14 protein-coding genes, 4 tRNA genes and 1 pseudogene are annotated in these 21,821 nt (G+C 46.1%); 7 read left to right on the top strand and 12 right to left on the bottom strand.

The features are described from left to right. Positions 1-133: 133 nt before the first annotated feature. The 4 genes from IM753_RS07655 to IM753_RS07670 all read right to left on the bottom strand — a co-directional run bounded on the left by IM753_RS07655 (position 134) and on the right by IM753_RS07670 (position 877). Positions 134-209: transfer RNA gene (locus IM753_RS07655), tRNA-His, on the bottom strand. Positions 210-242: 33 nt separating this feature from the next. Then, positions 243-319 (bottom strand) — tRNA-Arg (locus tag IM753_RS07660). A gap of 43 nt (positions 320-362) precedes the next feature. Next, a tRNA-Pro gene (locus IM753_RS07665) sits at positions 363-439 on the bottom strand. A gap of 132 nt (positions 440-571) precedes the next feature. After that, on the bottom strand, positions 572-877 hold the full coding sequence (locus IM753_RS07670) for a rhodanese-like domain-containing protein (RefSeq protein WP_194109028.1): 306 nt from the start codon (positions 875-877) through the stop codon (positions 572-574). A gap of 155 nt (positions 878-1,032) precedes the next feature. Between IM753_RS07670 and IM753_RS07675 the strand changes: the two genes are divergently transcribed. After that, entirely contained in the window at positions 1,033-2,067 is a 1,035-nt protein-coding gene (locus tag IM753_RS07675) for a DUF4105 domain-containing protein (protein WP_194109029.1), read from the top strand. A gap of 59 nt (positions 2,068-2,126) precedes the next feature. Here IM753_RS07675 and IM753_RS07680 read toward each other — a convergent pair whose 3' ends face one another. The 5 genes from IM753_RS07680 to IM753_RS07700 all read right to left on the bottom strand — a co-directional run bounded on the left by IM753_RS07680 (position 2,127) and on the right by IM753_RS07700 (position 8,236). Next, positions 2,127-2,981 carry a WG repeat-containing protein gene (locus IM753_RS07680; RefSeq protein ID WP_065256709.1) on the bottom strand — a complete coding sequence of 285 codons (855 nt, stop codon included), beginning with the start codon at positions 2,979-2,981 and terminating at the stop codon, positions 2,127-2,129. 58 nt (positions 2,982-3,039) lie between these two features. Next, on the bottom strand, positions 3,040-5,826 hold the full coding sequence (gene glnD / locus IM753_RS07685) for a [protein-PII] uridylyltransferase (protein ID WP_194109030.1): 2,787 nt from the start codon (positions 5,824-5,826) through the stop codon (positions 3,040-3,042). Positions 5,827-5,992: 166 nt separating this feature from the next. Further along, positions 5,993-6,069: transfer RNA gene (locus tag IM753_RS07690), tRNA-Val, on the bottom strand. 47 nt (positions 6,070-6,116) lie between these two features. Beyond that, positions 6,117-7,016: an A24 family peptidase gene (locus IM753_RS07695; protein WP_227713104.1), complete on the bottom strand. Its 900-nt coding sequence runs from the start codon at positions 7,014-7,016 to the stop codon at positions 6,117-6,119. Continuing rightward, a complete protein-coding gene (locus IM753_RS07700; protein WP_194109032.1) occupies positions 7,013-8,236 on the bottom strand; it encodes a type II secretion system F family protein in 1,224 nt (407 codons plus the stop codon). The genes IM753_RS07695 and IM753_RS07700 overlap by 4 nt, the downstream gene beginning before the upstream one ends. 348 nt (positions 8,237-8,584) lie before the next feature. Here IM753_RS07700 and recG point away from each other — a divergent pair, with 348 nt between their 5' ends. Beyond that, a complete protein-coding gene (gene recG / locus IM753_RS07705; RefSeq protein ID WP_065256706.1) occupies positions 8,585-10,690 on the top strand; it encodes an ATP-dependent DNA helicase RecG in 2,106 nt (701 codons plus the stop codon). 30 nt (positions 10,691-10,720) lie between these two features. Here recG and IM753_RS07710 read toward each other — a convergent pair whose 3' ends face one another. Beyond that, positions 10,721-12,454: a DUF262 domain-containing protein gene (locus IM753_RS07710; RefSeq protein WP_065256705.1), complete on the bottom strand. Its 1,734-nt coding sequence runs from the start codon at positions 12,452-12,454 to the stop codon at positions 10,721-10,723. 261 nt (positions 12,455-12,715) lie between these two features. Here IM753_RS07710 and IM753_RS07715 point away from each other — a divergent pair, with 261 nt between their 5' ends. From IM753_RS07715 to IM753_RS07725, 3 genes are all read left to right on the top strand, one after another. Next, positions 12,716-12,913: a hypothetical protein gene (locus tag IM753_RS07715; protein WP_062499026.1), complete on the top strand. Its 198-nt coding sequence runs from the start codon at positions 12,716-12,718 to the stop codon at positions 12,911-12,913. Between the two features lie 66 nt (positions 12,914-12,979). Beyond that, positions 12,980-14,176 (top strand): efflux RND transporter periplasmic adaptor subunit, encoded by a 1,197-nt coding sequence (locus IM753_RS07720; protein WP_065256704.1) that lies wholly within the window; start codon positions 12,980-12,982, stop codon positions 14,174-14,176. After that, positions 14,173-17,220 carry an efflux RND transporter permease subunit gene (locus IM753_RS07725; RefSeq protein WP_065256703.1) on the top strand — a complete coding sequence of 1,016 codons (3,048 nt, stop codon included), beginning with the start codon at positions 14,173-14,175 and terminating at the stop codon, positions 17,218-17,220. The genes IM753_RS07720 and IM753_RS07725 overlap by 4 nt, the downstream gene beginning before the upstream one ends. A 117-nt stretch (positions 17,221-17,337) precedes the next feature. Here the strand turns inward: IM753_RS07725 and ruvB are convergent, their stop codons facing one another. After that, the gene (gene ruvB, locus IM753_RS07730; protein ID WP_065256702.1) at positions 17,338-18,321 is read right to left on the bottom strand and encodes a Holliday junction branch migration DNA helicase RuvB; all 984 of its coding nucleotides are present in this window, start codon (positions 18,319-18,321) and stop codon (positions 17,338-17,340) included. A 413-nt stretch (positions 18,322-18,734) separates the two neighbouring features. On the opposite strand from ruvB, the gene IM753_RS07735 reads away from it, so the two are divergent. Next, complete coding sequence (locus IM753_RS07735) at positions 18,735-19,265, top strand: MCR_0457 family protein (protein ID WP_065256701.1); 531 nt, start codon at positions 18,735-18,737, stop codon at positions 19,263-19,265. 132 nt (positions 19,266-19,397) lie between these two features. Continuing rightward, positions 19,398-20,552 (top strand): D-alanyl-D-alanine carboxypeptidase family protein, encoded by a 1,155-nt coding sequence (locus IM753_RS07740; RefSeq protein ID WP_065256700.1) that lies wholly within the window; start codon positions 19,398-19,400, stop codon positions 20,550-20,552. Between the two features lie 99 nt (positions 20,553-20,651). Here IM753_RS07740 and nadR read toward each other — a convergent pair. Continuing rightward, a pseudogene (gene nadR, locus IM753_RS07745) lies at positions 20,652-21,707 on the bottom strand (multifunctional transcriptional regulator/nicotinamide-nucleotide adenylyltransferase/ribosylnicotinamide kinase NadR); the annotation flags it as partial. Positions 21,708-21,821 lie beyond the last annotated feature (114 nt).

Consider the following 21,821-nt stretch of genomic DNA (forward strand, 5'->3'; position numbering starts at 1 on the left):
ATTCAGGGTTTTGCAGGAAGTCTAATATGCAAACGTAGGGACGTGCTGAGCACTTCCTTTTCGTTGGATGGATATGAATGACAAACAAAAAAGCCGAAACACAAAAAACCACCCAATAGGGTGGTTTTGAATATGGGGTGAGTAATGGGACTTGAACCCACGACAACCGGAATCACAATCCGGGGCTCTACCAACTGAGCTATACCCACCATAATGAAATGTGCCATTCATAATCAGGCAAATGGCGCGCCTGGCAGGATTCGAACCTGCGACCACCCGCTTAGAAGGCGGATGCTCTATCCAACTGAGCTACAGGCGCTCAACTTACATCACTAACAAAAAAAGCCTATATAGGCTTTAAATGGTCGGGGCGGAGGGATTTGAACCCCCGACCCTCTGCTCCCAAAGCAGATGCGCTACCAAGCTGCGCTACGCCCCGATTTACCAATTTGCGACGTGTATCGCTGTTAGTGGTGCGTATTATAGCGTAATTTTGGGCGGTGTCAATCATTTATTTTTAAAAATTTTAAAAATTTTTATAAGATATTGATTTTTAATGTTTTTTAATCAATTAATTTTCGATAAGTGTCCAGCCCAACGCCTTTGCCCCACGAGTGCCACCCGTCAGATGGATGTAAGTACGGCTTGGGTCTAGGCTCTCTAACAGCTCACACGCACGCCCTGCCTTGGTGCCACCGCCACACAGCACATACACGTCGCCCACGCTTTGGGCAAGCATCTCGGCATTGACATGCTCAATCGGCACATTGATGGCATGGGCGATATGACCTGACCTATAACTGTCAGCATCTCGCACGTCCCAAATGACTAGGTTGTCATTAGGGGTAAAATCGGCAATGTTTTGGGTTTTTATCATGACAATTTTCCAAATAAAATAAGTGCAAGTTTAGCAAATTTGGGGTATGATAGCAATATCTAGAATATCTGGTTTTTGTTATCATTCCAATAAATAATACCGCTCAATTTTACTATTTGCCACAGCCATTTTATAACAATCATTAAGGATAAATCATGACCAAACTTTTTATGTTATATGCAATGATGATTATTTTATTGGCGATATGGACGTGTTTGGCATTGTGGGTGCATATGCCTTTGGGGAGAGTGACTTATGTTGTTATTGGTTTTATTTTATTATTATTATCCATCATTGCAGTTATACCCAATACTTATATTGAAAAATTTGAGGGTCCACTCATTATTGATAAATTAAGTTATTATTCTATACGCATTTTTGGATTGGTTGTTGGTGTTGTGTTTGCTTGGTTTTTTAGTATGAAGCCCAGCAATGACAGAATATGGCAAGATGAATTTCGTCATCAATTCACTTATACCCAAAATGGCAATATCATCACGATACATAACGTGCGTGATTTTGATTGGCATGGCGACAGTTATACCGAGCGTTGGGATACTCGCACTTACAATCTCAATCATCTCACAAGCCTTGATATGATTAGCACAACGTGGGGCATGGACAGCATCGCTCACATCATGGTGTCGTTTGGGTTTGACGACGGGGCGGGCAATATTGACAGGCTTGTTTTTTCGGTGGAAACAAGAAAAGAGATTGGTGAAGAATTTTCAACGATTGGTGGATTTTTTAGAATGTATGATTTATCCATCATTGCAGGGGATGAGCGGGATTTGATTTATACTCGCACCAATATCAGAGATGAATTGGTGTCTGTTTATCCTATTTTGTATGACAAAGACAAAATGAGAAATCTATTTTTGACTTATTTGGATTATGGTCATCGTTTAAATGATATGCCCAAATTTTATCATTCGCTACTTAGTAATTGCACTACCGTTATTTATAAAATGGCAAGTCAGATTGATGATGTGCCAATGGATTATCGTATTATCGTTTCGGGCAGATTGGCGGATTATTTGTATGACAAAGGGGCGATTGATAATGAGCAAGATTTGATGATTTGGAAGTATAATGCTTTTGCCAATCCCAAAGTGTCCCATTTGGGCAATCATGGCAATATTTCATCACAAGAATACTCCGCTCTGATTAGAGAAGGTTTGTCATATTGATGTCATTATTTTTAAGTCAAAAGCAAATGGGCAAGATTGACCTTGCCCATTTTTTAACATCACTCTTGCCAGCTAGGCTCGACACGTTCGCCTTTTTTGTTGATAAAATAAATGCTGTCATCTGTTATGACCATGGCAGAGCCATTGATGAAGCTGGTGGCGTAATCGTATTTTAAGGGCAGGGCGATTTTACCTTTGGGGGTGATATAGCCGTAGTGAATGATGGGTTCGCCATCACTGTCGGTTTTACCGGTATCTTTGGCAACCAATGCCAACTGTTCGCTAAAATCTTCGACGTGGTCGTAGATGGGGGCGATTTTGATTTGACCGTTTTTGTCCATAAAGCCCCATTTGTCATTGATTTTGACTGAAACCAAACCTTGTTCAAACCAGTTGCCCGTCTCATCAAAGCTCGGTTTGATGGCGATGTTGCCTTGTTTGTCAATAAAACCGTATTTGCTGTTTTGGGCGATTTTGGCACGCCCCTCCCAAAAGCCCCACGCATCTTCAAAGGTGGGGTGGATGACAAAGTTGCCTTTGGGATTGATGTAGCCGTATTTGCCTTGTTGTTTGACCAAAGCAAGCCCTTCATCAAAACGACTGGCTTCTTCAAAGGCGGGGTGGATGACGATGTTGCCGTTCGTGTCTGCAAAACCAAATGATGTGCCATCGGTGATGACGGTCATGTTTTCGTTGTACTGACAGTCGCTGGTGTACTCAGTATAAGTAAAGCCCGTCGGTAGATTGGCATCATCTTCGCAGGCGTCGATGTCTTCTGACAGCTCGAAGAGTGCGTAATCGTCCGAATCGACGTTGTCTTCTGCGTTGACGCCTGTCGTGGCAAAAACGGATAGGGCAAGGCATAGGGCGAGCTTTGGGCGAGATGTGAATGGGGTAAAAAAAGAAATGTTCATGGATGATTCCAGATGAGAAAAAGCAATGAATGAGAAAAACGGATTTATTGTACTTGACTTATTGTAAAATTTCAATCAAAGCCACTTTGAGCGACTCAATTTTATCATCATCAAGCAAACTGCCGTCTTTGTCAGACAGATAAAAGATGTCTTCGGCACGCTCGCCTAGGGTGGTGATTCTCGCCCCATGCACTGCCACACCGAGCTTTGAGAAGATTTGCCCGATTTTGGCAAGTAGGGCAGGGCGGTCTTTGGTGATGAGTGATAGGGCGTGATGACCCCGATGGACAAGGGGGGTGGCACGCTCGATGTGTACCTGCGTGGGGACGTTAAAGTGCTTTAAGGTCAAGTTAAAACCAAAACTGGCACTGACTATCTGACACTCGGGGGCGTCTCCTGTGAGTGCTTGGCTAAGCTTGCTCACCAGTTCGTCTCGCCTGTCACTGGGGGTCAGAAAATCACTCATGAGCGTGCCATGCTCATCTCGTTTGGCAAAGCGGTCAATGAGTACATAGCTGTCTAGGGCAGATGGCACGCCGTCAATGGTGGCACTGACGATGGTTGCGTCCAGCACCGACAAGCCAAAGCGGTCAAGCACGCACACGCTGATGGCGAACAAATCATCACGGTCGGGGGTGCAGATAAATAGCTGAATGGCGTCTAATGCCAAATCGGTGTGGGGGCGAATGGCGATGATGGGGCGAGCGTCTTGGATGGCGGATTTTTGTTCTAAGATGACACGGCTTTGCCATGCGATGTCGAGTTTTTTGTGTTTTAAAAAATACTCATCGCCCAGCTCATCCCATAGGGCATGTAAAGTGGTGGGGTTGATGTCGGTCAGCAGGGCTTGGGCTTTGCTTTTGCGACCGGTGATGTAGACGTCTTTGTCCACGACGCCCATGCCAAGGTTTAGCACCTGTCTGGTGCTGATATAAAGCTGTTTTAACAGACTGGCTCGCCATGAGTTCCACAGCTCGCTGTTGGTGGCGTTCATGTCGGCAACGGTCAGCACATACAGGTGGTTTAGCCTGCTGACACTGCCAACAAAATGGGCAAAGCGAGCGATGACATCAGGGTCGGAGATGTCCTGCTTTTGGGCGGTGAGCGACATGGTCAGATGTTCACGCACCAGCCATGACGCAAACTGGCTGTCGCTCTCGGTCATGCCGTGCGATGTACAAAATTCATACACATCAACCGCCCCGAGTTCGCTGTGGTCGCCCCCACGCCCTTTGGCGATGTCATGAAACAAGGCGACAATGACCAGTATGTCTTTGCGGTGGATTTGTTTATAAATCTGACTGACTAGGTCAAATTTTTGTTGATAAATCTCGTTATCCACATCCGTCAAGCGGTGCAAAATGCGAATGAGTAGCAAAGTATGAGCGTCCACGGTGTAGCGGTGAAACAGGTCATACTGCATAAGCCCCATGATTTGCCCAAAGGCAGGTAGGTATGAGCCTAGCACGCCAAAGCGTTTCATCAGGCGTAGGCGATGAAATAGGTAGTTGGGTTCTTGCAGGTTTGCCAAAAACAGAGCCTGATGGGTGGGGTGCTGGCGGTAGTCATCATCGATGCGTGGCGTGGCAAGGTAGATGGCACGCAGGGTGTTGGCACTGATTTTTTTAATGCCTTGTTGCCCCATGACCAGAAAAATGCGAAGCAGTAGGGCAGGATTCTTGTCAAAGGCGTGTGGGTCATGCACGGCAATCTTGGGGTCGTGGCTTGGTAGTTTGCCCTGCTTGACGAGTACGTCCTTTGCCAATCCGTCTTGGTGTAGCGATGAGTCAATGGGGCTTGCCTGTTCGGTGATGGCATAAAAATGCTCATCAATGGGCGTGGTGACAAACTCGGGGTTTAGATAGTTTTCATTAAAATACGCACACAAAAGCTCGGAGAGACTGGCGGTGGTCATCGCATGGCGATAGTAGGTTCGCATGAGTTGCTCTAAGGCGTGCGTGATTTGGCGGTTGTCATCATCGGTATGAGCCAGTCCCATGCTAACAGCGACGGCGCGCTGACGGTCAAAGAGCAGGCGGTCATCATGGCGTGCGACATGGGTGTGCAGATGATGACGTAGGCACCATAAAAAGCGTTTGGCGGACTCCAAGGTGGCGTATTTGTCAGGGCTTAAAAAGCCTACTTCAACCAAATCATGAAATTCCCGCACCCCGTCAAAATAAAACTTACCAAGCCACAAAATAATGTGCAAATCTCGCAGTGTGCCAGGGGCGGTCTTGATGTTCGGCTCTAAGTTGTATTCGGTGGCGTTATGGGCAAGATAGCGGGCTTTGGATTCGCTCATCTTGGCACCAAAAAAGGCTTTGGCAGTCCACGCCCCTTTGACAGCAAGGGTTGGTACGTCGGTCAGTGTGTCATTACCAGCCAAAAAACGGGCTTCTAAGAGAGCGGTCGCCACGGTATGCTCGGTGACAGCGGTCATCGTATCGCTCACTGTCCGCACCGAGATGGCAGGCTCTATGCCGATGTCCCACAGGCTTGCCACGAACGCTTCTATCTGGGCTTGATGGCTGTCCGTGTCGTCGCCTAGTATCAAAATGTCCACATCTGACGCTGGAAACAGCTCGCCCCGCCCATACCCACCAATGGCAAATAACCCAAGCTCGCTATCTGTCCCAAATAACGCTTCAAACATACTCACAAGCATGTTATCTACCGCCTGCGTTCGCCTAGCGATGTGGCTGTCTATCGTCTCTGTGGCGTGTATGCCCTGCTCACAAATCTGCTTATCAATATCGGCATTTAGCTCATTTAGGTAAGCCTTATAAGCGGTGGGGGTGTAGGGGGGCAAAGGTGGCAAGAGAGGTAAACTGGCTTGGGTCATGGCGATCGGTGGCTAAGTGCTTGATGGTCAATTTATCATAAATTTATCTTTATTTTACGCATTTTTCGTCCAAAATGCACAAAATAAACAGATTTATTTTTGTAAATAATTTTGTCAAAACAAGCAAAAACCCCTTGAAATATCAGTATTTCAAGGGGTTTGGATGTGGTAGGCGTAATCGGATTCGAACCAACGACCCCCACCATGTCAAGGTGGTGCTCTAACCAACTGAGCTATACGCCTAAAAGTGGTGCTATTATAACAGATAAATTTTAAATGGCAAGCACTTTTTACACTTTATACATATTTAAATACCAATCCATGATGTCATGCCCCCATAATAGGGCAATGATACCTGCAATGGCAATATAAGGACCAAAGGCAAAGGCACGGCTTTCACCACGCAGTCTCATCAAAACCACACCCACGATAGAGCCTAGTACAGCAGATACAAGAATCAAAAAGGGCAACATACCCACACCCAGCCACGCCCCAATCGCTCCTAGAAGTTTAAAATCGCCTGCTCCCATGCCATCTTTTTTGGTGATGAGTGCATAGAGTTTGGCAACTGACCAAAAGGATAAAAAACCAAGCAGTCCGCCCCACACCGCAGAGCTTAGTGAAGTAAAGATATTTTGGGTGTTTACCATTAAGCCTATCATACCCAGCGGGAAAACCAAGCGGTCGGGCAGTAGTTGTGTGTCAAAATCGATGCCAGTTAGGGCAATGAGTATCCATAGGTAAATCAGCCCCAACACGCCTGCCACATTTGCCCCCAGCATATAGATGACCAAGACAGACAATGGGGCAGTGATGAGTTCCACTAATGGATAACGCATACTAATGGGGTTGCCACAACTGGAGCATTTACCACGCAATAGAATAAGCCAGCTTAATACAGGAATGTTTTCATAAGCACGGATTTGGTGGTTGCATTTGGGGCAACGAGACGGCGGAAAGGATAAGCTAATGGGTACGTCATTGGCAATTATCTCTTGAATGGGCTTGACATGATTGGGGTTAAGGTCGGACTGTGTACCCAAAAACCATGCTGTATCTTTACGCCACTCTCGGTTCATGATGAGTGGTGTGCGGTGAATGACCACATTTAAAAATGAACCAACACAAAGCCCCAGCAGTCCAGCTAGGGCTAGGGCAAAATAAAAGTTCTCTGATAAAAAATTCATCATCCGATAACATCACCCATCATGAAGATTGGCAGATACATGGCGATAACTAGACCACCGATTACCACGCCCAAAAATGCCATAATCATTGGTTCCATGAGACTGGTTAGACCATCAACGGCGTTATCCACTTCGTTTTCATAAAAAGTGGCAGCTTTATCTAGCATTTCTTCTAAACTACCCGCTTCTTCACCGATGCCGACCATTTGAAGTACCATGCTAGGAAATAGGTTGGTGTTACGCATGGCAAACTGCATTTGCTGACCGGTGGCGACATCTTCTTTGACACGCTGTGTGGCTTCATAAAACACGATATTATTGGTTGCCCCTGCGGTAGAGTCTAGGGCATCAATCAAAGGCACGCCAGCAGCAAAAGTGGTGGATAGCGTACGACAAAAACGAGCGATAATAGATTTATAGACAATATCACCAAAAATGGGTAGTTTAAGAGCCAATCTATCTAGGAAGTTTCTAAATTTCTGGCTACGCAACTTAGCTTGGGTGAAAGACACAACAAGGATTGCTAGTACAATAAAAAATACCAAATAATACTTAACCATCCAATTGGACATATTAACCACCATTTGGGTAAAGGCAGGTAATTCTGCGCCAAATCCAGCAAACATATCAGCAAAAACTGGAACCACCTTAACCAGTAGAATGGCGGTAACAATAATAGCAACAATGATAACCGCAATCGGATATTTCATCGCCTTTTTGATTTTGGCTTTGAGCATTTCACTTTTTTCTTTATAAGTGGCGACACGCTCTAACATGGTCTCTAACGCACCCGATTGCTCACCGGATTCAACCAATGAACAAAATAAGTCATCAAAATATTTGGGGTGTTTACGTAAGGCGGTGGCAAAGTTACTCCCCGCTTCAATATCCGCCTTTACTTTTAATACAATCTCTTTCATGCTGGGATTGTCAAGCGAGTCGGCGACAATCTCAAAGGCTTGGGTCAGTGGCACACCTGCTTTCATCATCGTGGCAAGCTGACGCACAAAAATAGCAATATCAATCGCTTTGATAGATTTTTTGATTTGAAAAAGGGGCTTGGATTTTTGTCTAACGTCTTGGACAATGATGCCTTGCTTTCTAAGCTGAGCACGAGCCAGTTCAAGGCTTTTGGCGGTTAGCTCGCCTTTGACGTTTTGTCCGCGTCTATTGGTGCCAGAGTATTTAAAATCAAGTAATTGTTCGGTTGCTACTTTTGCCATGGGTATCTCTTCATGCTTTGCCAATGTTGGCGATGTTGCAAGTTATGTGCCGTATTGTATTTTTAAATGAACCCAACATAGGGTAATGCTGATGACATTTTACACCAAAAGTCATCAAATTGTAAATAATGTATCACAAAACTTGCACAACATTCGTGGTTTTTGGTAGGGTATATTCCGCCGTTTATGCCATTAAAAAATAAACGGTTTATTTTTTTGGTTAAATGGCTTAAAAAATATGATTTGGTGAATGATTATTTTACTAAAATTTATCATTTCAAAAGATAAATTCTTGCCAATTTACCTTATTACTCTTACAATGACCAAAAATAATTATCACCCAAATCCATGACTAACCTTGCCCCCACCCAATACCCCATTACCGCCCTTGCAGGCGTGGGTCAGCCGTTGGCAAAAAAACTTGCCGAGCTTGACATTCATCGCATTTTTGATTTGCTCATGCACCTGCCCCGAGATTATGAAGACCGTAGCCGTACCGTACCGATGAACACGGTAGAAAACGGGCAAGTGTGCATGATTGCAGGGGTCATCACGGACGTGGCGAGCAACAAAGGACGGTTATCGGTGTGCCTAGAAGACAACAGTCATGGGGGCGGGGGCATGGTTGTTTTGCAGTTTTTTAAAACCTATCCGACTCTGTTACAAACCATGACCGTGGGGGCGAACATTACCGCATTTGGCGAGATAAAGGTCAGTCGCTATGGCGTGCAAATGGCTCATCCAGAGTATCATATCACAGGGACAAAGACGTTTGAAAGTGGGCTTTTACCCATTTATCCGACCGTCAAAGGGCTTCATCAAAACAAACTGCGTCAGCTTGTCCGCATGGCGATTAACGCCGTCCGCCAGTCGCCTTTGACCTGTCTGTCCGATGATGATTTTAATAGCGTGGGCGTGCGTGTGCAGGGCGATTTGTTGTCCGCCTTGACCGCCATACACCTGCCTGACCCACAGGCGGATATTTTTAGCCAAACGGCACTTTTGACAGGGCTAAAAGACCGCACCCACCCTGCGTGCCAAAGGCTCATTATAGAAGAGCTTACCGCTCATCAGCTTGTGTTTTTGTACCGCAAACAAAACCTGCACACCCACAAAGCCCCTTTTTGCGAGCGTGTCAGTCCGCTTGCCGATAGGCTTGTGGCAAGTCTGCCCTTTCGTCCGACCAACGCCCAACAGCGTGTTGTTGGTGAGATAGTTGCCGACCTTGCCACCAGTACGCCCATGCTCCGCCTTGTGCAAGGGGACGTGGGGGCAGGCAAAACGCTTGTGGCAGGCTTGTCGGCGTGTCATGCCATTGATAGCGGTTGGCAAGTGGCAATTATGGCACCGACCGAGATTTTGGCAGAACAGCACCTGATTAATTTTAAAAAATGGTTTGAGCCTATGGGTATTGGCGTGGGCTGGCTTGCTGGCAAACAGACCGCCAAAGAACGCAACGCCAGTTTAGGTGCCATTATCAATAATGACGTGCAAATCGTGGTTGGTACGCACGCCTTATTTCAGGACGGTGTGGCGTTTGCCAAATTGGGGCTTGTCATCATTGACGAACAGCACCGTTTTGGCGTGGAGCAACGATTGAAACTGGTCAGTAAAGGCGTGGCAAACAGCACGCCACATCAGCTTGCCATGACCGCCACCCCCATTCCACGCACGTTGGCGATGAGTATGTATGGCGACATGGATGTGTCGGTGATAGATGAGCTACCGCCCAATCGCACGCCCATTACCACTGTTACCATTAACCGAGACCGCCGTGATGAAGTGATTGAGCGGATACGCATCAACTGCAAAAACGGCAAACAAGCCTACTGGGTGTGTCCGCTCGTTGAAGAGTCCACCGCCCTAGACGCACAGTCGGCAGAGCTGTTGTATCAAGACCTGTGCGAGCGGTTGGATATACGCATTGGACTGGTACACGGCAAAATGAAAGCGGGTGATAAGCAAGCGGTAATGAATGACTTTAAGCAGGGCGACATTGACTTGCTAGTCGCCACCACTGTGATAGAAGTGGGCGTGGACGTGCCAAATGCGTCCCTTATGGTGATAGAAAATGCCGAACGGCTCGGACTGTCTCAGCTTCACCAACTGCGTGGGCGTGTGGGGCGTGGCTCGGAAAAATCCTTTTGTGTGCTACTGTATCAAATGCCCCTATCGCTCACAGGCATAGAACGGCTCAATATCCTGCGAGACAGTACGGACGGCTTTGTCATCGCCCAAAAGGACTTGGAACTGCGTGGGGCAGGCGAGCTACTGGGCAAACGCCAAACGGGGGATATGGGTTACTATCTGGCGGACATCGTGCGAGATGAGAGCTTGCTACATATCGCCCAAAACCTTGCCAATCATCTCATCAAATCGCCCAACAAAACCGCCCTAACCCAAGCGATGATAGGGCTATGGCTTAGGGAAAGTGGGGAGTTTGTGGGGGCGTAAACGTAAACTCTTTTGTGCTTGCTTTTGAAGTTAGCTTAATTGGTCTATTCGCCAAATACTTGTAGCAACCTTCGCCATTAACCGTTGGCGTTTTGTGATTGCATCTGGATTCCAGTCTGGATAATCAGCAATCGCCCTTGTGGTCTGAAAATGACTTTGAGTCAATACAGGTTTTTTTTGCTCAAATTCCAAATTTGCCATTTGGCTGTTTATGTTTTTCTCGCACAACGCCATGTTGCCCAGTCTGTAAGTCATGGATTCGCCGTCCTTGAAGTCAAAAATCTCCCAACCTTCATCAGGGTTCTCAGGGTAGATATGCTCAATATTAACGTCTGTATCATCTAAAGCAGGGTTGTTAACGCCGCTTTCTTTGCGTTCTATTTCTGTCAGAATATATCTTACTACTTTTTTATTTCTTGATGATGTGGTTTTTAATATTTTATCTGAAAAATAGGATTTGAAATGCTCATCTTTTACATAAACTTCTTTTAGTAATAAAATCATGTCTGAATAGCGGATATTCTCATTAATTTTTTCTGATGCTTTGTAATAAACACGCTCTAACTCGCCTGTATGTAAACCGCCAATAACATTATAGCGAAACGAAATGATAACGCAAGTTTTCAATGTTTTTTCAAAGCCTTCTGCCTTGAAGTTGCGATAAGCAGACATTAACAAAGCGTAAGGCTGTTTAACATTAAACATTTTTAGTGTTTCAGCATATTTTCTAGCATTTAAAGACCAATTTGTTGCTGTGCTTGGATTATTCAAGGATAGATATAGGTCAATATTTTCATCAATTTCTCTAATTAATGAAAATACTTCTCTACGATTGGTTATTTTATCTCTAATTTTTTTAAATAATTCATTTTGACGAACAAAAGAGTATTTGCTATTCCAAAATACCCTTAAAAAATCAGGAAAGCTTTCTGAGCCAAGTCGCTCCACAATTTTGTTCCAATGTCTTTCTAGACCATTTAATTCATGATTATTGTCCAAATGATTGGTTTCTTTGTGAATGATAGAAAATAAATAATTTTTTAGTAAGTCGGTTGATGATAATTTAATGCCACGAGCATTTAATGTTTCAAATACTTTGTAGGCATTTAGTTCATCATTTACAGTAATTACTGTAAAAAATAATAAATCACTCATATTTCCAATAAAGGTTGCAATCTCTACTCCTTTATTTTCACTGTTTTTAATATACTTAGCAATCTTATCATCAAACCATTCAAATGCTTTTCGCAAAGAATGCTCCGATGATCTCATATTTCTTCTTGGTATGTTTTCTGATAAAGTAACCAAATAATTTTGATAAAAAAAGTCATTATTGTTATTTAGATTTAACTTAGATTTAGGTTGTAATGTAATGGGGTCTAAATAACCAACATAAGTTTGTCGCAGTTGTTCTAAGCGTTGTTGATTTTGTTGGGCAAATTCAGGATGATCATTAATGAGTTTTTGCAGATTTTTTAAGCCAGCCAAAACAACAATGCTTAGCGTGGTTAAGCGTTGCTGCCCATCAATGACATCGAAATTCTTGTCATCGCTTGATTGCAATACCAAGTAACCCATATAATGCGAACTGTCTTTATTATTTGCCTTATCTTCAATAGCGATCAACAAGTCCTGCCATAAATCATCCCATTCATCAACCGTCCAACTATAATCTCTCTGAAATCTCGGAATAGAGTAAGTCAAACCATTACCAATTAATTGGCGATAGGTTTGGTTTACCGTTTTAAAATTAGTGGCAGTCATAAAATTATCTCGCTTAAATTTTTTTAAATTTTAACATCACTATAACAAAAAATCTAGGGCGTGCCTGCCTTTTGTATTTGCAATGAGAAACAGGGGGAATCGCACGTTTTCAAGGAAAAAACGTAGGCTGATAATCATTTTCATGCAAAAATTGATTAAACCATCAACTTTTTATCAAATTTCCAATAAAAATGTTATCAATGTTCAACATGCCCTAGCATAAATCATATTTCATAAAATATTATAACTAAAAATGACAAATTGCAACTCATCAAAACCCAATTATCCCAAAAACTGGATAATCTGAAACTTATCATTGATGAGATTAAGGCAAGCCAAAGCTATCAAGTGGTGAGTAGCATTGATGATTGGCAAGATTATTTTGATAATCAAAAAATAGAGCTGATAAGGGAGCGAGATAGGCTAAGAGAGCTGATAAAAAACACGGACGTGAAGTAGTATAAATACCCTTGACAATCCCCCCGACCTTGCTACAATGCTGTTTTTATCACTCATAAAATCACCATGAACAAGCCAACTTTTAATCCCAAAAATCCCTTATTGTGGGCGATGTGTGCCATTGCCCTTGTGGTGTTTGGTGTGCTAATAGGGCGAATAACCGCCAAGCCGTCAGAGACTGCTCGCCCCACATCTGCCACGTCCGCCGATGCACCTGATAACACCAAAGTTGCCATGACCGTGCAGGCGACCACGCCAAGCCCCATGCTTGTATCAGACAGCTTGTCCGCCAGTGGCGTGATGAGTGCCAAAGAGACTGCCGAAGTCAGTGCCAAAATCACAGGGGCGACCATTGAGCAGGTACTCGTTGAAGTGGGCGACCATGTCAAGGCAGGGCAGGTGCTTGCCGTGCTAGATAAAGACACCATGAGTGAGAATGCGGTGCAGGCACAGGCGGATTATGAGCAGGCAAGGGCGAGCCGTGAGCAGGCACAGGCGGATTTGGCACGAGTGGAGCCACTGCTTGCCATTGATGCGGTCAGTCGTCAGCAGGTGGACAGCTATCGCACCGCTCTAAAACAAGCCCAAGCAACCGAAAAGGCGAGTTTGGCACGCCTTAGCACCGCCAAAAGCAACCTAAATAATACCCAAATCATTGCCCCTGTGGCAGGGATTATCAGTGCCAAAAACGCACAGGTCGGTGTATTGGTTAGTGGCACGCCATTATTTAGTATCATCAAAGGCGGACGGCTAGAATGGCAAGCGACACTCTCGCCTGCCGATGCTGAGCGTATCCATGTCGGACAGCAGGCACAGGTCGTGGTGGGCGATGAGAGCGTGGCAGGGCAGGTTACTCATCTGTCGCCAACCGCCAACGCAGGGCGTGAGATAGTCGTGCATGTCGCCATGCCCGCCCACTCTGCCCTAAGAGCAGGGACATATCAGCGTGGACAATTCGTGCTAGGCAGTCAAAGTCATCACGCCATACCCAGTTCGGCGGTCATGAGTACGGACGGCTATGATTATGTGTGGCAACTTGCCAAAACCGACCAGATAGACATTTACCAAACCCAACGCCAAAAAATCACCGTCTTGGCTCGTGAGCAGGACAAAGTGGCGACCGATTTGCCGTCTGATACACTCATTGTGGCAAATGGGGTGAGTTTTTTAAATGAAAATGACTTGGTGAATATCGTCATGATACAAGACATGACCAAAGATACAACCCAAGCCATGACAGAGAATAAGGCACAAAACCCATGAACTTTTCAGCCTATTCTATCAAAAACCCCTTAGTGGCGATTTTGTTGTTTACCCTATTTACGCTTGGTGGATTGCTTGCTTTTAATAACATGAAAATTCAGCAGTTCCCCGACATTGATGTGCCTGCCGTCATCGTTACGGTGGCTTATTCGGGGGCAAGCCCAGCCCAGCTAGAAACAGACGTCGCCAAAAAAATAGAAAACAAAATCACGTCCATATCAGGGGTCAAGCACATTCGCTCGACCTTGCAAACAGGCGTGGCGACGGTACACACCGAATTTGTCTTAGAAAAAGACCTATCAGAGGCGGTTGATGACGTGCGTTCGGCACTAGATGAGATTAGCAGTGATTTGCCGGCTGCTGCCGAAGAGCCGATTATCACCAAAGTCTCTACCGCAGGCTTTCCTGTGGCAGGCTACTCGGTGGCGTCCGATAACATGAGCGAGGCGGAGCTGTCGTGGTTTGTTGATGACACATTAAACAAACGCCTATCCAATGTTGCAGGCGTGGGGACGATGAGCCGTGTGGGCGGTATTGAACGTCAAATCATCGTCGCTCCTGATGTGGCAAAGCTAAATGGTTGGGGGCTACCCATTGGTAATTTGTCCAACCAAATCACCGCTTCACAGACAGATGCCACAGGTGGCACCGCCAAAATCGGTGGCGGTATGCAGACCATTCGAGTGCTAGGGGCGGCACGCAGTGTCGAGGAGTTGGCTCATATCCAAGTCGTTACTCCGGCAGGGGGCGTGCCATTGGGTCAGCTTGCCAGTATTCATGATGCTCATGCCGACCGAAGTAGCGTGGCAAAGTTAGACGGGCAGACGGTGGTGGCGGTCAATTTTACTCGCTCACGTGGGGCGAGTGAAGTGGACATGGTCAAAGGCATTGATGATGAGCTTGCCAAACTCGCCCAAGAGATACCGCATATCCGTGTCCAAAAAATCTATGACAACGCCCAGCCGGTGTTTGAAGATTATAATGCCAGCATGAAAATGCTCATCGAAGGCTGTATCTTGGCGGTGGTCGTGGTGTGGCTGTTTTTGCGAAACTGGCGAGCGACTTTGGTGGCGGCAGCGGCATTACCTTTGTCTATCATACCGACCTTTTTGGCGATGTATGTGTTTGATTTTAGTTTAAATATCATCTCACTGCTTGCCTTGTCGCTCGTCATCGGTGTGTTGGTTGATGATGCCATTGTCGAGGTGGAGAACATCATGCGACACCTACACATGGGTAAGACCCCGTATGAGGCGGCGATGGAGGCGGCAGATGAGATTGGACTTGCGGTGGTGGCGACCACGTTTACGCTCATTGCCGTGTTTTTGCCGACTGCCTTTATGAGTGGGGTGGTGGGGCAGTTTTTTAAGCAGTTTGGGTGGACGGCGGCGATTTCGGTGTTTATCTCGCTACTGGTGGCACGTCTGGTTACGCCCATGATGGCGGCATATATCCTAAAACCTGAACAGCCCAAAACCGAAACGACAAGCAAAACCATGACTGCCTATCTCAAACTGGTGTCATGGACATTAAAGCACCGCTTTATCACGCTTGGGGCGACCATTGTGCTGTTTATCGGTTCGTTGGCGATGGCAGGGCTACTCTCGGGTGAGTTCGTGCCGGCAGATGACAGCGACCAGACCCAGCTTACCTTAGAGCTAACCCCTGATGCGGTGCTAAACGACACGACCGTCATCGCAGACATGACCGCCGAGCGTATCCGCCACATCGATGGCGTGCAGTCGGTGTTCGTGTCGGTGGGGACGGCAGGCGGTGGGGCAGACAGTCGCAATGCGTCCGCAGGGGCGGAAAATAACGCCACACTCAATGTCGTGCTTGCCCCACGTGGCGAACGCCCCCCTAAGACAGAGATAGAGCACGCCATATCGGACGTCATCAAGGGTGTGCCGTCTGCTCGCTTTACGGTGGGTATGTCGGCAGGGGGCGATACGGGCTATGGATTTTCGCTACGTTCGGATAATCCCAGACTGCTAGAAGAGGCGGTGGATAAGGTCATGGCGGAGATTCGTGGACTGCCAAGCGTCTCATCGGTGAGCAGTAACAAACCGTTGCCTAAGCCTGAGCTTGCCGTTATCCCTGACCCCATGCGTATGGCGGATAAGGGCGTTACCACGCAGTCGCTTGCCGATACCTTGCGTATCGCCACGCAGGGCGATTATGAGCAGGCACTCTCTAAGCTAAGCCTTGACACACGCCAAATCCCCATTGTCGTGCGACTGCCTGACAGCGTGCGTGCCGACCCTGTGGCGTTGTCTGGTCTATATGTGCCAAGCAGTACGAACAATGCGGTCAAGCTCTCGGAAGTGGCGGATATTGACTTTACCACAGGCGAGGCGGAGATTCGCCGTCTCAATCGTGAACGCAGTATCAAAATCACGGTGCAGTCCGAGCAGGAGTTAGGCGAGGTGGTCAGTGCCGTTAAAGGCTTGCCAAGCCTGACCAATCTGCCTGATGGTGTAAGTGCGATGGACGAGGGGCAAGCCGATAGTATGGCAGAGCTATTTACAGGCTTTGTCATTGCGATGGGTGTGGGGATATTTTGTATCTTTGGCGTGCTGGTGCTACTGTTTCATAAGGTGTTACAGCCCTTTACTATTCTTATGGCGTTGCCGTTGTCTATCGGTGGGGCGTTGATTGGTTTGGTGGTAACAGGGTCTAGCCTGTCCATTTCGTCCATGATTGGCTTTATTATGCTGATGGGTATCGCCACCAAGAACTCTATCTTGCTCGTGGATTATGCCATCATCGCCGAGCAACAGGGTAAATCTCGCCTAGATGCGATACTGGACGCGTGCCGTAAGCGGGCTCGCCCTATCATCATGACGACCATTGCAATGGGGGCAGGTATGTTGCCACTGGTGTTCGGCTGGGGTGGGGTGGATTCAACTTTTCGCCGTCCGATGGCAGTGGCGGTGTTAGGCGGTCTTATCACGTCCACGTTTTTGAGCCTTGTGGTGATACCAGTGGTCTACACACTGATGGACGATGTGGGGCGGTGGTTTAAAAAGTCCAAAATCGCTTAATCTAAGACGGCTTAATGGGGCAAAACCACGTCAAAGGGCGTGGTTTTGTTTTAGGGTGCATCACACGCACCTACCGCCAATAGGCGTATTTTGAAGTTAAACGATTGTGATTTTCGCCTAATCCTCCACCATCATGCCCTTATCCAACAGTATCCGCCCCTTTGGGGTGCGTTGGATATAACCCTGCTGAATCAGATACGGCTCTATCACGTCCTCTAATGTCCCTCTGTCCTCCGCCATCGCCGCTGCAATCGCTTCCACGCCCGCAGGTCGCCCATCAAAACGCTCTTTTAGCATGGACAGATAACGCCTATCTAAGTGGTCAAGCCCTTGTTTGTCCACCGAGAGCATATCTAGGGCAAGGCTTGCCATTTGCCCTGTAACCACGCCATCGCCCTTAACCTCGGCATAATCACGCACACGGCGTAACAGACGGTTGGCGATACGGGGCGTACCACGAGAACGTCTGGCAACCTCTACCGCCCCCATCTCCTCCATGTCAATGCCTAACAGGCGTGCCGAACGTCTCACAATGGTGGTCAAGTCCGCCACATCATAAAATTCAAGGCGTTGGACAATGCCAAATCTATCACGCAAGGGCGATGTCAAAAGTCCTGCCCGAGTGGTTGCCGCCACGAGCGTAAAGGGGGGTAGGTCAAGTTTGATAGAGCGAGCAGCAGGGCCTTCGCCTATCATGATGTCAAGCTGAAAATCCTCCATCGCAGGGTAGAGTATCTCCTCAATGACAGGCGATAAGCGATGAATTTCATCAATAAATAACACGTCCCCTTCTTCTAGGTTAGTCAGCATGGCAGCCAAATCGCCCGCCCGCTCTAACACAGGGCCACTGGTGGAGCGTAGATTTCCGCCCATCTCACGGGCGATGATGTTGGCAAGGGTGGTTTTACCCAGACCAGGGGGGCCAAAAATGAGCGTATGGTCTAACGCCTCGCCTCGTTGTCTGGCGGCAGTGATAAACACCTCCATCTGCTCACGCACTTTGGGTTGTCCGATGTAGTCAGATAGGGCGGTGGGGCGAATGGCACGGTCAAGATTGTCGTCTTTTTTGGTGTTGGGGTCAATTAGGCGGTTATGATTCATGATGATGTTATTAAAATTAAAAAGGATACTTTGCTCTCAACTTAAAATGGCAAATTATTGATTATTCAATAATTATTTTTGAGTTGTAGGGGCAAATTGTCATTTGCCCTTGATAAATCAATCGCTTATATCAAAGTTGAGCATGGGGTAAAGGGTATTATAAAGAAAAATATCCAAAATGTGATGATTTTATGAATTAATTTTTTAAAAAAGCAAAAACAGAATGTTGTATAAATCAACGCATTAAGGCAAGTTATTCATAAATTGGACACAACTGTTACTGCATCGTTACTAAACCTGATTTTTAAACACAATTATTCTACATTTTTGGGCAAATTTGAGACATTGTTTTAAAGATTTATGGGTATGATAGTGCCGTTCATTTAGTCAATAAGTCGGTCATTGCCATGCTTATGTCAGTATCTCTCATCCGTCTTGCCAAACCTAGCATCGCCATCACTTGTCATGGATTGACGTGTTTTGATGGTTTTTTTACAAAAAGCACTGCCAAGATGACATCCTTGCGAGTGTTCGTGATTGTGTTTTGTGCTTGTGTCATGACTGCCATGACCGCTTTGCCTGCCAATGCCCAACACAAAAACATCAAGCTGCTCAAACCTGCCAAGGCATATACTGTCAGCACCAATGACTTAACCGATGTTCGGGTGACCAAATACGAACTGGCGTTGGTACAAGTCATGGCAGAGATGTGCCCAAACATGCTACACGGACGTCAAAGAGACAGGTTTTATGAAGCCTATGATAGTCAGCTTCGGGCATTCATCCCTAACGCTGACGACCCCGAAGAAGTGCTTGTTTATCTGTCCACACAGCAAGATTACCGAGCGGTACTACAAAATGTACGTTCATGGACAAAGAGCTTCCCCCCAAATGAGAACAGAGAGCTTTGTGTGGACTTTGCCAATGTGAGCCGAGCATTTTAAAGCAGTGTGGATTGGGCGACCAAAAGGAATTTTGTCAAAACGACAAAAACAGTAAAAACAATTTTATATTTTTAGTAAAGTTTGGTATAGTTAGCACTTTTTATGCATAAATTTGAGTGAATTTGCGGTATGATGACTTTTTTTAAGAAAACTTCCCTAGCCTTGGCGTTTTTGACAGTCTCTGTCACCGCCTTTGCCAATAACGGCATCAATCCCCCCACCCAAGACAACGCCGCCTATGTGCTGATGGATTATGACACAGGTACGGTGCTTGCTCAGAGCAATGCTGACACGCCATTGCCCCCTGCGTCATTGACCAAGATGATGACGAGTTATATCTTGGAGCAAAAACTGCTCTCAGGCGAGTTATCTGAGACCACACCCATCAAGGTTAGCGAGACGGCATGGTGTCGGGGGTCAAGCAGTCAGTCGTGCATGTATGTACCGCTGGGCGAGAGTGCCACCGCCATTGACATGCTACGGGGCATCATCGTACAGTCTGGCAATGATGCATCGATTGCCGTGGCGGAGCATATCTCGGGGTCAGAATCCGCCTTTGCGGTGATTATGAATGATGAAGCTGCCAAACTGGGCATGACCAACACCCATTTTGCCAATGCCACAGGCATGCCTGCCGAAGGACATCGCTCATCGGCTCATGATTTGGCGGTGCTGGCACGCACGGTCATCAAGAACTCAGCACAGTATTACCCCATTTATAGCGAAAAAGAGTTTACCTATAACAACATCAAACAAGGCAATCGCAATGCCTTATTGTTCACGGATGCCACCGTTGATGGTCTAAAAACAGGACATACCAGCGAGTCTGGGTATTCATTGGCGGCGTCAAGCCATAAAGACAACATGCGTCTGATTGCCATCGTGCTTGGGGCAAAGAGCATGCAAGCCCGTGCCGACCAAGCTCGTGAGCTACTAGACTTCGGTTTTGGGCATTTTACCAATGTGGTTGTCGCCACCAGCGGAACAAATGCAGGCAATATCCCCGTCAAATTTAGCAAAAACAAAACCGTTACTGCCAGTACGCTCAGTGACCTAAAAGTGCTCACCACCAAAAACCAAACGGGCAATTTCACCACCGCCATCAAGCTTAATGATAACATCACCGCTCCCATCAAAAAAGGACAAGAGCTTGGTCAGATGATGGCAGTATTAGATGGCAGAACGGTTGCCAGCACGCCCATCATCGCCGATGAAGATGCAGAGCAGGCGGGGTTTGTCAGTCGCATGTGGGAGAGTTTGGTGGATTGGATAAAGGGGTTGTTTTAAAATATCCATCATCATAAATCGGGGCATGTCCCCGATTTTTTGTGTTAATTTTATTGACAAATTTTTAAATCATTTTAAATCATTTTAAATCATTTTAAATCATTTTTTAAAAATAACAGCATCAATAAATTTGACCGCCGATAAATATCTGTCGTGATAGTCTTTATCGTTAATAATATGTGGGGTAATTTGATGTTTGTTAAATAATCTCATGAGCGTCTTTGAAAAAGCACTGCGTTCATCGTCTGAGCCTAATGACCGCATTCCGTCTGCAACCCATTTGACATTATTGTCAAGCATAATGGTATAATCCATTTTGACATTTTCACAAAATGCGGTTAATAAAGGGTGGGTGCGATTTTCATACGTTTCACAAAAGGCTTGGGTGGTAATAAAATCGGTATCAATAATGGTAATGGGGCTAATGGCGTTTTTTAGGGCGTTTTGAATTGCCAAATAATGTTGATTGGCAATAATAGGGTAATCGCTGTATTGCAATCCAATCTCCGTACCGCCCAAATCGCTGTGGGTATAAAGTCGCCCCATTTCTAAGACAAAATTTGCCCCATAATGATTGGCAAGTTTATGCACAAGTGTGGTTTTTCCAGAACTTTCGCCACCGACGATACAGACGGTTTGGGTGTAGTTTTGTTTGGCGGATGGGGCGATGGCGTGAAAATGAGTGATGGGATTTTGATAAATGGCGATGCTGTTATAAGCATTGTTGGGCAATGGGGTCATTTGTTGGATTTGGATTGTCAAAGGGGTATTTGAGAGAAGATTATTGGCAAATGACTGTTTGACAAATAATGTGGGATTGTCATAAATGTGTAGGGCGTTGATGATAAGGCTGATGACTGATGTGTCAGAATTTGGTTCATCATAAGCCCAAGCTTGCCCATGTAAATCGGTCAAATTTAGACTCTGAGCGGTATGCACTTTAACAAAGTCAAAAAAACCACATGCCACTTGCACAGCTCTGGCTTTGTCTTGTAGAGTTGGTTTAAAAAGACTGTCGCCATCTTTGGGTAGTATCACGACATGCAGAGTATCTGTCTGCCCTGTGGCGTGATTGATGTCTGCCAAATGCCCCAAATGCAGCGGTTCAAAATATCCAATTAGAATGCCTGTTTTCATTGTGTCGCCTTTTTGTAATGTTAGGTGAAAATGGTAAAATAGAGTAAAAACTCTTGAAAATCATGACGTTGGCTGTTATTCTAATCACCCTTGTTGGGCATGTCTACCGCCGATGACATTTTTATAAAATAT

Origin of the sequence: Moraxella sp. K127 (assembly GCF_015223095.1) — a bacterium.
Taxonomy (GTDB): Bacteria; Pseudomonadota; Gammaproteobacteria; order Pseudomonadales; family Moraxellaceae; genus Moraxella.